The sequence below is a fragment of the Paenibacillus sp. JT31N11 genome, assembly GCF_056269285.1.
Window position 1 is genome coordinate 42,590 of the sequence record NZ_JBWDNQ010000022.1, and the last position, 14,355, is coordinate 56,944.

At 46.5% G+C, this 14,355-nt stretch carries 10 protein-coding genes; all 10 read right to left on the reverse strand.

Translation table 11 applies throughout. The features are described from left to right. Positions 1-20 precede the first annotated feature (20 nt). Positions 21-1,511, reverse strand: a complete 1,491-nt coding sequence (gene xylB / locus AC0YNV_RS36660) for a xylulokinase (protein ID WP_475772482.1) — start codon at positions 1,509-1,511, stop codon at positions 21-23. A gap of 318 nt (positions 1,512-1,829) precedes the next feature. Beyond that, complete coding sequence (locus tag AC0YNV_RS36665; protein ID WP_475772483.1) at positions 1,830-3,017, reverse strand: ROK family protein; 1,188 nt, start codon at positions 3,015-3,017, stop codon at positions 1,830-1,832. A 1,687-nt stretch (positions 3,018-4,704) separates the two neighbouring features. Further along, positions 4,705-6,369, reverse strand: coding sequence for an MGH1-like glycoside hydrolase domain-containing protein (locus tag AC0YNV_RS36670; RefSeq protein ID WP_475772484.1), 1,665 nt, complete (start codon positions 6,367-6,369; stop codon positions 4,705-4,707). A 28-nt stretch (positions 6,370-6,397) separates the two neighbouring features. After that, on the reverse strand, positions 6,398-7,069 hold the full coding sequence (locus AC0YNV_RS36675) for an SGNH/GDSL hydrolase family protein (RefSeq protein ID WP_475772485.1): 672 nt from the start codon (positions 7,067-7,069) through the stop codon (positions 6,398-6,400). A gap of 17 nt (positions 7,070-7,086) precedes the next feature. Continuing rightward, the gene (locus AC0YNV_RS36680) at positions 7,087-8,013 is read right to left on the reverse strand and encodes an ROK family protein (RefSeq protein WP_475772486.1); all 927 of its coding nucleotides are present in this window, start codon (positions 8,011-8,013) and stop codon (positions 7,087-7,089) included. Next, entirely contained in the window at positions 8,010-9,770 is a 1,761-nt protein-coding gene (locus tag AC0YNV_RS36685; RefSeq protein WP_475772487.1) for a class I mannose-6-phosphate isomerase, read from the reverse strand. Before AC0YNV_RS36685 ends, AC0YNV_RS36680 begins: the two co-directional genes overlap by 4 nt. Before the next feature lie 46 nt (positions 9,771-9,816). Continuing rightward, positions 9,817-10,635, reverse strand: a complete 819-nt coding sequence (locus tag AC0YNV_RS36690) for a carbohydrate ABC transporter permease (RefSeq protein ID WP_475772488.1) — start codon at positions 10,633-10,635, stop codon at positions 9,817-9,819. 17 nt (positions 10,636-10,652) lie between these two features. Continuing rightward, complete coding sequence (locus tag AC0YNV_RS36695; RefSeq protein ID WP_475772489.1) at positions 10,653-11,471, reverse strand: carbohydrate ABC transporter permease; 819 nt, start codon at positions 11,469-11,471, stop codon at positions 10,653-10,655. A 150-nt stretch (positions 11,472-11,621) separates the two neighbouring features. Further along, entirely contained in the window at positions 11,622-12,983 is a 1,362-nt protein-coding gene (locus AC0YNV_RS36700; protein WP_475772490.1) for an extracellular solute-binding protein, read from the reverse strand. Next, a complete protein-coding gene (locus AC0YNV_RS36705) occupies positions 12,977-14,338 on the reverse strand; it encodes a glycosyltransferase family protein (protein WP_475772491.1) in 1,362 nt (453 codons plus the stop codon). Before AC0YNV_RS36705 ends, AC0YNV_RS36700 begins: the two co-directional genes overlap by 7 nt. Positions 14,339-14,355: the final 17 nt, after the last annotated feature.

A 14,355-nucleotide genomic window follows, 5' to 3' on the forward strand; every position in this document is an offset into this window, starting at 1 on the left:
ATGTCATCTCCATTTCGTCTTTATGCGAATCCGTCCAAAGTAAATAGTTCACTGTTCTTGCAGTAAAGCTCCCGGTATATTGCATACTGATGGTCATAACACTCTCGATTCTGTGTAATGGGGGTTACCGGAACGTCATTGATTTTAACGATTGCGGAGCAGGCTTGTTCCACGCTATCGTATATCCCGATACCGACAGCAGCCGTTATAGCTGCCCCTACACATGCTTGTTCACTCATTGAACTTGTGTATACTTCCTGGTCAAAGGTATCCGCGAGAATTTGTTTCCAAAGCTGGCTCTTGGCTCCTCCGCCTGATACGATGAGCCGCTTTGACAGGACACCGAGTGATTTGAAAATTTCCATACCGTCTCGCTGTGAAAAAGCTACGCCTTCCATCACTGCCCGAATTAGGTGGGCGTCGCGGTGATTCAATGTAATACCGAAAAATAAGCCTTTAGCAAACGGATCCATATGCGGCGTTCTATCCCCAATCAGATAGGGCAGGAAAACTAGTCCCTCGCTCCCTGCAGGAATGTGCTTAGCGATTTCATCGAGCTGTTGGTAATTCCCATTCCTCAGAATATTATTCGCCAGCCATTTTAAGGAAAGACCTGCACTCATTGTCGCTCCTAACAAATACCATCGGTTTGGTACCGAATGCAGATAGGTATGGATCCGTAACCTCGGGTCATGAATCGGGCTGTCCAAAGGCGTCATCAGCTGCCCCCCGGTTCCCAATGTGCAGGAAACGGTGCCAGGTTCTATAACTCCATTTCCAATTGCTTGCATCGGTTGATCAGCTCCACCGAATACAACCTTTGTACCAGGATAAAGCGGACTCTCAAGAGATGCTTGCGTTGTCACCGTCCCACATAATTCCCACGAACTGAATACCTTAGGAAATAACTCAGCGTCGATGCCTAACTGATCGAGCAAGGATACTGACCATTCAAGACCTGCGACATGAAAAGCTGATGTTCCGGATGCATCTGTCAATTCGGTCCCGATCTCTCCGGTGAGTCGATACCGGATGTAATCTTTGGGCGTTACAATTTTACTGATTTTCCGGTAAACCTCCGGTTCATTTTCTCTCAACCATAGTAGTGAAAGCAGTTGAAATCCGGTGGCTACCGGGTTTTGAATCAGATCGCCCAGGCTTTCCTTTGAGAACAACGCTTCAAGGTCAATCTTTTGCTGAATGGTACGCTGATCGCACCAAATGATGGCAGGTCGCAAAATGTTACCGTTTACATCTAAAGCAACCAAGCCGTGCATTTGCCCAGATAATCCTATTGCGCTAATATCAATTCCACTTAGCCCCGACTGCTGTAAAGCGTTTGAGGTGGTTTCACAAACTAATTTCCACCAGAGGTTGGGATCCTGTTCGGCGTACCCAGGAGCAGGGATCTCAATCTGATGCTCGCTTTGCGAAAACCCCAACAAATTTCCGTCAGGATTCATTACCATCGACTTTACACTGGATGTGCCGATGTCAATTCCGATCAGCATCTATAACCGTCCCCCTTTTTACTCGAACCAGAATTTGGAACGTTAATTGCAGTATAAGTGAATTAATTCATTCGATCAATATATAAATTAAAAAAAGTAATTTAAAAGGATTATTATTATTCCCTGGCAGTAGGCATAGTACAGTGAACCATTGTAACGGAGATAACACTTGGCAACGTCCAATCCCAAAATCGTTTTATAAATAAAAACATTCTGGGACTAAACAATTCCTGCAAATTTGTGACGTTTAAGTAAAACAAAAAGAGTGCCTTTATTAAGACACCCTTAATTCTTTTATATGTATTTGTCTCTCCTCTGTCAGGCCAATAGGTATAACGACGGTTGAGCAAAAAGATTGTCAATCGCGATCGCAACCGCGCCGAAAAGCATATAGTCTTTTTCTGAGGGTGGTGCAAGTTCGATATGCAGGCGCTTTCTTACATCAGGCAGCACATTTTCTGTTATTACCTCCGATACCGTATCAAGCAACAGCTTGCCTACAGCGGAAAACTCATCCCCGATTACAATCCGGCTCGGGTTATACACATTCACTACGTTGACAAGCCCGAACCCAAGGTACCAAGCGGCTTTGCGGACAGCCTCTTCGGCAATTGTATCGCCTGCTTTGATGGCTTCGCATATGGACTGAATCGATGTGTATTTGTTACCTAACTGTTTCATGAGAGCTGACGTGGAGCAATAAAGCTCCAGGCACCCTTTGTGCCCGCACTCGCATCTGGGTCCGTTGTAATCAATACTCATATGACCGATCTCACCAGCAATACCCAGGGCGCCCCGATATACCGCTCCATCAATGATGATTCCCGCCCCGACTCCTTGACCGGCTGTTACAAAAATCAGTACGCCATGATCTTGTTGGTCATCGCCAAAGCTCCATCTTGCCATGCCCCCGGCATTCGCATCGTGCTCAATATAAACGGGGAGCCCATATACCTGCATTAATTCCTCCTGAATATTGATTTTTTCCCAGCCGGGAAAATAAGTCATTAATGCAATGCGGCCTTCATTACGAAACAAAGGTCCGGGAGTAGCCAATCCAATGGCATATATTTTACCGGTTTGATTCGTATCTATGGCTTCCGTTATCATTTCCTTCATCTTTTGTAGCGCAATAGCTGAACCGTCCCCAGAATTGATGAACCGTTCGTCGAAACTATACTCATTGCCTTCCAAATCATATAAACCAACCATTATCTTAGTGCGGGTTAACCGGATGCCTATAATTTTATAAAATTCACTATTTAACCTGATACCGATCGATCGTCTCCCTTTCTTACCACCAATCATTCCGGTTTCAACTACAAGGCCCCAGCTGATCATTTCATTGACGATGTTGGTGATGGTTGATTGTTTCAGCCCAGAGGCATGGGCTAACTCAGCCCTTGAACAAATTTTCTTTTTTCGTAACAACCTAACGACAAGAGAGCGATTCATTCCCTGTACATCTTCTAGATTCGTACCTGTTATTGTTTTTAGAGTCGACAAGTGCACCCCTCACATCCTATAGTTAGCTTATTGACAAACGGCTAAACGACAAATACCTACATCCGGAAATAACAAGACTTAGAATATATAAAATAAATGACATTAGCAAGAGCGCATTTATTGGAGCTCATTTCACGCATTCCTTGATCCCATACAGGCCGGTTCAAGATGATCTTGTAAAAGTAGCATTTCTGATCATCCATTCTTCAGAGCCGGTCATCATGTAGTCGTCGCTGAAAGTCCCTTAAACCACATCCGCGCTTCGTCATGTGACTCGAACTTGGGCAGTTCGTAAAATCACGGGTAAGACGTCATGTGGCAGTAGAAATCTAGGTTCTCTTTTGTTATCAACTTTCAACTCCGATCGTTATTATTTACGAATTTTAGGAGGTATTTATGCATAGCGATTAACGAAAACAGTTATTTAAGAAATCTGACTTTAAAATGATTAAGCAACCTTGATGTGCCCAAGAGTTCATTGACCGTAGCAAGCGTGAGAAGTCGTCGCTTATAAACTATAGTCTTAATTATATCGCCTTTTTTGATTGGCTCATAGTAGAGGGCTTCTTTCAGGTGATAGAGGCGATATGCCCATAACCATTCTTGAAAATCTAAAGGTAACAGACATTGATCGCTTCGGTGATTACCTTAATTTTGATCTGGGCAATTCCAAGGATTCAATTGCAACAAAGATGGCTTCGCTCAAAACATTATTCCATTATTTATCTGAAATATCCGAGGATAAGCATGGAAATCCATACCTTAAAAGACCTTTTGATTAAAGTCAAAATCAAAAAAGAAAAATTGACGATCTCGGAGAAAGCAGCTCTCATTGAAAATAAGATCCTTTGGGATAACCTCTTTCCAGAATGAATCGGACTCCCTGACTGGGCGCATTTTGCGATCAATGCTGCCGGTAATCAGCCATTCTGATCTGCCGCGGCAATGCACGGTTCGATGGCGAAGGCTTTATGACCCGTGCAGAAGCGTTCACTGGTTTACGGCGAGTTTGGTCTGATAAGGTAAACCTATACTTTCATCGAAAAAAACGTGAAGCGGACGGTCAGCCAATTTTCACGGTCAGCCGATTAACAGACGCCGGCTCAGTACGAGGCCACTGAAAAACTCGAGGGATTGACGGAGCAACTAAAGGTAGAAATAAAAGACGACCCTCATCCTCAATAATTGAGGATGAGGGTCGTCTTTTCGCTGTCAATTCAAGTCATTATGTCTGGCTTTCTACTTCAGGGGGGATTCAACGCTCACAGAGTAGGTTTGGCGTTAGCTCCTTCGGTGTAGCACCCTTCTTTAAATAGATAATTCTTGCATTTTTCCACATCAAAGTGGTAGGTATCTGTTTGGCCTTTTTCATTGACGCGCTTTCCGGATGGTCCGCCTTACACACCCTTCCCAATCCCATGCCGGCACCAAAAGAACTCCAATATTTCCTCGCCTATATTGCCTATACGTTGCAGGGAAACTCTTGAATATATCGTGCTTATTTCCGATTAAAACGCCACCACTTGTGGAATGTATGAAGCGGGCACGCGAATTAGGTGCAACGACAATTTCAATTACCCGTTACGGAAATACAACGGTACAGTAAATACAAAAAGGAACACCAATAATTTTTATCGGCGTCCCTTTTTATACCACTCTGTTTCCTAGCTGAAAAGAGCATATAGGATTATTTCTTAATAGTAAATCGGGATGTACCAGAAATATCGTGAACATCTTTGGTATCTCCCCAGACGATTGTCACTCGTACTGGCTTGTCGCTCGTGATCTCGATCAAGAAGGAGCAATCATCCAATGGAGTCGCTAGCAGATCCATCGTTTTACCAGCAAACCAATAACGTTTGCATCCGACCCTTCCCAGATCAGAATACAAACGCCACGTAAGCTCATTGTGAGCCGCGTCGCCTTTAAGCCCGATCACATACTCCATCAGATACAAGGTAGGTGCAATCCCAGACCACCCCACGAAGTCCTTTTTATCGGCATCCCCAGCATCTATCGAATCCGGTGGATAATTTTCCCATATTGTTCCGGTATCCTGGTATATCTTTACGACGTTGCTCAAGTGATTCAACGCGATTTCCCGGGCCAATTCACTGTACCCGTATCGCTCCAATCCGCGAATCACCATCGTATTCGACGGAGACCACACGGAACCTCTCCAATATCCGCCACGGGGATCGAATCCATCTTCGTCGGCAGCGACAACTGGCACACGATGTTTGCGGTTAAACGTATGAGGATCCTGCAGCCATTCTGCTAGCTTCTCTGCTTGGTCATCATCGGCAACACCAGCAAGCAGCGACCAGTAGGCGGCAATCGTCTTCACTGGTGCTTGTTCCCCGTTATCCGTCACATCGAAATAAAATCCTCTGTCTGGATTCCACATTAACCGATTGATCGTCTCGGCCAGCTCACTCGCCTCTTTTTCAATTTCAGCGACTTGCATAGCATACGCCTTAGCCTTTTCATTCTCACCAACATGAAAGGCCCGGTCCGACAACACACCGGCCATGTCGATTAAGTTTCGTGCGAACAAAACCATTTCGCAGCTGATGTCCACTCCGCTGCCCAAATATTTGTTTCTTGGGGAGTTGTCCATGCTAGCCCAATCGGTCACATACAAGCCGAAATGGTTGCGTAAATGATAACGAAGCGCTTCGTAATATCGATACAACGGCTCGTAAACCTTTTCCAGCCGGCCCGCATTTCCGGTATGACGATAGCTTTCCATTTCGGCCCAGGCCATGATGGGATGATTGAGGTTGTCAAGCGTCAGGTAGGGTGGGGTTTCCACATCCCGGCCCAGTATCGGTTTGAACATATCTTCGTACCGAGGCGGCTCCGTTGTCATTAACCGGCGGTGGCCATAATGGTTATGAAAATAGGAATGAAGCGGTTTGCGATCATGATTAACCCACGGCGAGAAATCTCGTCCACTGTCCCGGATCATCTCGCGGGGAATTTCTCCATCGTCGAGTTGTTTGCAATAGAAGTTATCAAACGACCGGATACCTGGGATGTACGGATCTGCCAAGTTGCAGAACATGGTGATAAACGCTGTGTCCCACATGAAAATGTTCTGATTAAACGCGGCATCGATAAAATTGCTAACAAACCCGCTTTCTTCCGTCGGACGGTGCAGATTCTGATAGGCGATTTCCCAGGTATACCAGTAACAATCGATAAACTCCGGTCTCAGTTCGCACACCGGTTCGGGCAAAAGATTCCGGACTTCTTCAAAGGCTAGTAACGGGGTATCCGAATACTTTTTTTTGCTGAAAAATATACCTCTTGGTGTTACACCCTGACTCTCCACATCTCTCTGTCTCACGTCAGACACTCCTTTCAAATAATCGGTGTTATACGAATTGATACCGGTGAATGGCTTGAACAATTTCTTCCGCAATGAGATCATATGCATACCGGCTGGGATGGATATGGTCGTTCTGGTCGATGTACCAGCGAATCGGTGTTCCTCCGGCCACCTTTTCCTTCACCCGATCAAACACGTTAACAAAGGGAATCTTCTCATTCACGGCGAAATTCAAAGCCGCCTGCAAATACATTTCGCTGCTCCTCCCCCACTCCTGCCGCAAGCGTGGCGTTACATCCATGTAGGTCGGTACATGATCGAGAAAATGCTCTGTATCGGGCGGGATCGTGATAAGAAACAACAACTTTGCGGGTGTCGTCTCCCGAATGACACCTATCAGGCTCCGAAGTACAGATTGATAATTTGCGATCCAGTGAGCGCCATCCAACCGATGATTATAGGCAAAAGATTCAACGACAACAATGTCCGGACTTGCGGAAGACAAGCATTTGCGGTTGCCGCTCCGGAAGGGATCCGGATAGTCATGAGTAACCCTGTGAATGCCGTATTCGGCTCTTGTACCGCTTACGCCATAATTCAAAAGCTCGAAAGGCTGATCTGGAAAATGACTGCCCAAAGCGTCCGCCAATTCCGACATCTCCTGCCCCCAGAATGCTGTCATGGAATCACCCAGGCATGCCAATTTCAGTTTTTTCACGACGTTTCCTCCTGTTTCTAATTATCCCGCTTTTGCTGCAAAAGTAGATGAACACCTCTGTACGTGCTGAGTGAGGTGTCTTCGGAAAACCCAATGACAAAATGGATCGGAGACAGAGCTTCCCGTAGTGTGCGCTCGAATAAGGAATAACTTTTGGCAATTTGTCCGCCGATGACGAGTCTGTCGGCGCGGAATGCACGCACGTACGGAAGCAACATCTCACCAACGGCAAACCCGAATGCATTGAATACTTCGATGGCGTCTCCCCATCCGTCCCGGGCTCTTTCGGCGATTTCCCTTACATCTAAACCAGGAGGAACGTCTCGCTCAGCAGCCAGCCGGAGCAACCCCCGGCGCGATATATAATCATCTACGATCGACTCGCCAAACGGCTGCGAATACAGCCACCCCCCGTCAGGGACGCCGTTCCCTGAAAGCACCAGCTTCCCGTCGATCATGAAAGCGGAGCCTGCACCGGTACCGATTGTGAGACCTATGCAGCGTTCAAAAGCTCCTGCCTCCAGCGCAAGCCATTCTCCCAACAAGAAAAGAGCGGCGTCGTTCTCGAACACTATGCGAAAACCTTCTGACAAACTACGAAAATGGGCAAGCGCAGTTATACGCTTCATCAGTTCATCGCGTATGTTTACACCGTATAGGGACTCGTATTTATCTCCCCCACTGTTGTAACAAATCCCATTGTGGTAATCAAAAGGACCGGGAAACGCCAATCCAATACCCGAAATACTTGATTTCCGGTCGATGATTTTATTTGCTTGAGTTCCAATGATGTCCGTAAGCCGACACAGGATTTCTTCTTTTGAAGCGTCAGCATAAGCCGGAAAAGATTCCTCTGTTCCAGCGCAAACTGATCCTGAACTATCCAACATGGCCGACTTTATGAAAGTTCCACCTACGTCCAATGCAATGGCGTATTCGCTCATGGTACCATTCTCACATTCCACTCTGGAGAAACACCAGCTTTGATCAGCTTACACGGCGTCGAACCGAGATTAACAATTTCGAACCGACCGAACACCGCCGGCAACACATAAGATTCGGCATACGATAGCTCGACGAATACCGAATCGTCTTCGCTTGATACAATTCGGATTTTCTCTCCTTCTACTAAATTGAGCATCATCAGTTCACCGTTCGTATCATCCTCGAAACGATCCTGAAGATGGATGCGACGCACGAAGAATAACAAATCGTCTCGTTGACCGAGCAAGAACTCCTCATTCTCTCCTTGCTTTTGAACCAGCTTCGGACTCGCGATCAAATGCTTTTGAACCCATTCCGTCGTCTTATGGAAGTCAAGATTTTCAGCGGCATATTCGATATTTATCGGCCGCGGCTTGCCATCCAAATCCTTCCGGGCATAGTCATATACTTTGAATGTAAACCACCAGGTGGTAGCCGAGATCTCCAATACCATATTGTCTTTGCCCGAACAATGGACGGTGCCGGTAGGGATCAGAAACAAATCGCCTTTCTCACAATCCCACTCCTGCACGTATTCGGTAAAATCGAATGGAGTGCCGGTATCCTGTGAATTCTGAACGGTTTCCAGAAAACTCTGCCCATCCGTCTGACTGGTAAATCCCAAGTAAACCTTGGAGCCATTCTTTTTTTCCATGATGTAATAGGATTCCTGCTGTTCCATGAACTCGTTAAAATGCTCACGCACGAACGCCTGCTTTCCGTGAACCTGGCATGACAAATTCGAACCGTCAATGGTATCCAGATAGTCGAATCGGATTGGAAAGTAATCGTCGAAAAGACCAACAATCCGTTTCCCGAGAATCTCGTTGAAGCCCCAAGCCATCACGATCAAAAACGGGATTTCGATCACCGTTCCATCCTGCCCGATCAGAATCGAATTTTCCGGTGCAATCGGTTCGAAGCTCCAGGCACAGTTTACCATTTCCTCAGGCAAGCCAGCGACTTTCTTCAAATATTGCCCACCCCAAACCCCAGGTGCGAAAAACGGCTTGACCCGCAGTGGGCGCCTGCTGATATCCTTCACAAGCAACGATAAATCCGAAACAGGAGTAATTACCGGTATCTCTTCGTCGTTCATGTCCAAATAATAGTCCATCTCGGGTAGATGACTCTTGCGGTAAGTTTCCAGAACGGGCCATTCCACAAACAAGGAGACTTTGTATTTCTCCAAAGAATCGAGATTAAAATCGAACCCAAAATTGAGCATTCCCTGTTTTTGCTTCATTTGCTGGAGCTCACGGGAAACGTCGGCAAACAGATTAAGCTGGCACAGCCCTTCCCCACACCAGAAAGCCCCTGTTCCGATTAGGAAGATTAAGTCGTTCCCTTGCTCCTGCAAATCACGAACAGCGACAGCGCATTTGTCCCTGGCATCCGATTGAAAATAGCTTTCGATCCCCTCGTTGGTAAAATAACCAAAAGCGCGGTTGTCCGTAATATTATCTTGAAAGTGTTGACGAATTTCCCCACCTGTCCGTAAAAAGGAGTCCACAGCAATAAATCCAACACGTTCCCCCTGTAAACCTTTTTCTAATTCTCTTCTAAGACCACCAAAACCGGCGCCGTGAGTGCCGTCAATGCCGATGATGAGCGGTGTCACGACCGTTTTCTGCCGTTTGGCATTAATTGCATCGATGACGGCGTGATACCCGGTGCGTAGACAAGCTGGGATATGTGCATCTCTGACCGGATTCACCGGCCTTTTGTTAAACATCTGGTTTCTTCCTCTCTTTCTTTTTTTGTCATCCTTTAACGGATCCCGCCATCAATCCTGCGACAAATTGCTTCTGCAAGGCGAAAAAAACAAAAAGAACGGGCAGAAGCGAAAGCACATTAGCGGCCAATATTTTGGACCACGGTATGGAAACGGAGTCTTGGGCCATCAGGGCAAGCTTGAGCGGCAGCGTAAAATTAGATTCACTCTGCAGTAATACAAGCGGCATCGTGAAGGAGTTCCAGTTCTGCACGAAATCAATGATGACCAAAGCCGTTAATGTCGGCCGAAGCAAGGGGATGACGATCTGAAAGTACGTTCGAAAATCTCCACTCCCATCCACTTTGGCGGCTTCCAGCATTTCGTCCGGAATGTCGTCGATATTCTGCTTCGTAAAAAAGATGGCGAATACCGTAACGGAAAAAGGCAGTACCAATCCGATCAGCATATCAAACATACCGAGCTTCGTGATGATGAAATAAAGAGGCAGCAGGAGAACGGTCGGCGGAACAGTCATCGTGCCAATCAGCAGGATGAATATTACGTTCTTGCCGATGAACCGTTTCTTGGAGAATGCAAACCCTGCCATGCTTGAGAACAAAACAGTCAGTAAAACCGTAGGCACAGCGACAATTAGTGAGTTAAGAAAAGTAACATTGAATTTTAAAAGCTTCCAGATTTCCGGGTAGTTCGTCCATTCGACGACTTGGGGCCATAGGGTCGGAGGAAAACGGGTGATCTCCGCATCGCTCTTCAAGCTTGATGCCACTAGCCAATAAATCGGAATGAAAAACAGTAAACCGAAAGCCCAGAGTATAACGGTAGGTATGATTTTTTTGTTTTTCATGGTCGCTTATCCCCCTCCTAGCCCAGTCTTTTTTCTACGATTTTCTTCTGGATGACAGTGATCACGATGACAATCAGAAACAGAATGTAGGACATGGCTGCAGCCTGACCGATTTCATAATATTTGAAGGCCCTATTGAAAATCAGAAATGGCACGGTGACGGTTGAGTCCGCAGGCCCACCTCCGGTCATGATATAGATCTCCTGGAAAATGTTAAGCGAGGTGATCAGCAACAAAATCATAACAACCAGCGAAATCCGTCCGAGCAGAGGCCACGTTACGAACCGGAATTTCTGAAATTGTGTTGCTCCCTCAATGTCTGCCACTTCATAGAGATCTGGAGAAATATTTTGTATACCGGACAAATAGATCAACATGAAATATCCTATGTTTCTCCAACAAGTCATAATCGCAATAACGGGCATGGCCCAGACCGTGTTGGCCAGCCAGTTCGTTCCGATAATGCCGAATTGGTTTAGAAGAACGTTGACGAGACCTCGGTCCCCGTTAAATAGAAAAATGAAAATCAAGCTTGCGCTGACGACCGATATGATATAGGGAATGAAAAACAAGGAACGGACAACATTTACACCCTTTAGTTTCTGATTGACGAGCATGGCCAGTAGTAGAGAGCCAATCAAGGTGACAGGGATGAAAATAACTCCAAAATAAAGCGTATTGATAATCGCCTTCAAAAACAACGGATTGGTTAGCGCTTCTTTGTAATATTCTAATCCGACGAAATCTCCTGGAATGCCGAACAGTCCGGACGTTTTCAAGGCAATCGGTTTGATGTCTTTGACGCTGGCCACAATAGACCAGATAATGGGGTACACGAGAAACATCCCTAGAATTAGTACAGACGGAAGGATAAACAAGTAGGCACTAGGGTCCCCAATCTTACTTCTTATATATCGCATTTGGCTACCTCCGCAAAGGAGGGAGCACCCTGAAAAATCCAAGGTGCCCGCTCGATTCATTAGATTTTACTTGGCAGATTTGATGATCTCGTTACCTTTGTCCTGAACCATTTTCAATCCTTCTTCAGCCGATATTGAGCCCGAAACCACCTGGTTCAAAGCGTTTTGATAAATTTCGTCACTGATTTTGGACCATACTGGAATCGGGATAAGCGTGAACGGGTAACTCAAGCCTTTTTGATAAGTCAGGAATTCCGGATGATCTTTGAAGTACTGCGTGTCCGTCATATCTTTGCGAATCGGGATCCGGAACGGATAGTACTTCCCGTCTTCACCTTTTTCGCCCTTCATGATCATTTCTTGTGCCGGCTTGGATGCTAGATATGAAATCAGTTTCTTCGCTGCCGCAAGTTTGTCACCTTCCACGCCAGTTGGTACACTCAGCAGGTACGCGGTAACTTCAGTCGCCTTTCCAGCATCGCCAGCAGGTACTTCGGCTACGCCCATCTCGAATGGAACGTTACCACCTTTCCATACATCAGATACGCCCCAGGGCCCTTGTAGCTCCATTGCGATCACTTGGTTGCGGAAGTCCGCCATAATGGCGCCGCCGTCTTTGTTCAACGAATCCGAAGGCGAGGTTTCCTTCATAAGCTTCGTGTAGAAATCCAACGCTTTTTGTCCTTCCGTGGAGTTGATGGCTACTTGGTAACTTCCGTCTGCGGCCTGGTCCACCAGCTTTGCTCCCGCTTGCGCCGCGAACATGCCATACATCCAAGTAAGGTCCGGGCCCTGTTTCCCAGAGAGACCGATTCCATATTGATCAGGTTTGCCGTCTCCATTCGTATCGATGGTCAGTTTTTTTGCTGCTTCATAGAGCTCGTCCCATGTTTTTGGAGCTTCTTTGATGCCTGCTTTATCAAACATCGTTTTGTTATAAATCAGTTGGATTGTATGCCCGATCCAAGGTATGCCATATAGTTTGCCGTCATTCACGGACAAGTTCCAGATTTCCGGAACATAGTTGTCTTTCTGACTTTCGAAATCAGCTGTCAAGTCGACGAAAGCCTGTTCGGGTGCAAGTGCCTTCACGTCACCATACGGAACTTGCAGTACTTCCGGTGCCTTACCGCTCAGAATCTGTGTGAGCAGCTTGGTACCGTACTGAACGCCACCGAGCATTTCAACTTTTACGTCCTGGTTTTCCTTTTCGAATTGATCCAACACCTCGCGAATGGCTATCCCCCTGCCAGAATCACTGGCCCAAGCGATTTGCATGCTGATATTCGTTACTTTTCCGCTTGATGGAGTGCCAGCCCCATTATTAGTTGGCGTTTCTGAAGCATTGCCGCCGTTATTACTCGAACAAGCAGATACAACCAAAAGACACGCAGCCAAAGATAATGCCGCAATTCCGCGTTTTAACACTTTATAACCTCCTCAGTAATTGCCGATAAACAATGGGTTAATGATTCGTAAGAAAAATGGGTTTTACTGATTTGAAAATTATGTTCGATAACGCTCCGGTACCCATCTGCGTCTGTGAGCAATTCCGCCATCTGCACAGCAGCCGCTTTCACTTTGGTTCTATCTATAATGGCCAATCCGGAAGGATCGGTCTTGTACTGACTACCAAGCGAGACCGTGTGAAACCCATAACCTAGGATATCCCTTTTGTAAACAGGATATTCGAAGATCATAAGCGGCTTCCTGGCAAAAAACGCTTCCAGTAATTGATTGCCCCACCCCTCCACAATACTTGGGAAGGTCACAAAATCGGCGATCACATAAGCATCCCACAAGGAATAGATGTTCTGTCCGTTCGCATAACTACGGGAATAATCGATAATCGGATTAATGAATCGCAAATCCACATTCAGTTGTTCCGCCTTCATGCGAAGCTTTTCCGTATACTCGTAGGCCGATTCAGGCATCCCCGCCAAGAGATATAAAATCCGGCTGTTTTCCGTGAGCCTTCTGCCGTTATAAAGAAGGGGGGCCTCTGGTTGCCGGCGCTTTAGCTCTTCTTGTAGCGCGGAAACGATATCAACGCCCAGTTCGATCGCTTTGCGCTCCGTGACGCGGGTCGCCTGTAGAATAACGATATCTTCATCCCTCACGCCGATCTGGCTGCGTAGTTTACAGTTGTACTCGTCACTCTTCCAAAGAGGCTGATTAAAATCGAATACGTTGGGAATAACATACGGCTCAATGCCCCGGCGTTTGAATAGTTGTTCGGCGGCTATGCGGTTTGTAACCGCATGCCGGATGCCCGGCATATTCGGCGGAAAGCATTCCTCTAGCCAACGGACGACCGACGGGCAAGTGGGATTTTGGTACTTCTCACGCTCCCAATAAAAATTATGGTGAAATCCCAAGCAGGGAACTCCCGTCCGTTTCACCGCAGAAGTAAAGGCAATACCTGCCGGAAGGCTCCAACCAAGCGACCAAATATTAAAGGGAACAAGCAAATCGATTTGTTCCGAATCGAGAAATTCGATCAACTTCGACTCCATTCGTCCTGCGAAACTTAAGACATCTTCCGTAAACTGCTCTTCGCTGTCATAATCCTGCAGTTTATCAAAGGCGTTGTAGACAATTTTTGCGTTTAATGGATTTCTGTAATGGAGTTCAGGGATGATATGCGCATTCGTCATGCCTTCGCTACCGGCCAGTAGAACGATCCGGTGACCCATCCGGGTCAACACAGCTTTCCATTTATCCATTTCCATAGATACGCCGTCTGTTTCTCCGCTTCTAAAATGGGCAAGCGCAATGTTCAATGCTTCACCTCCTTCAT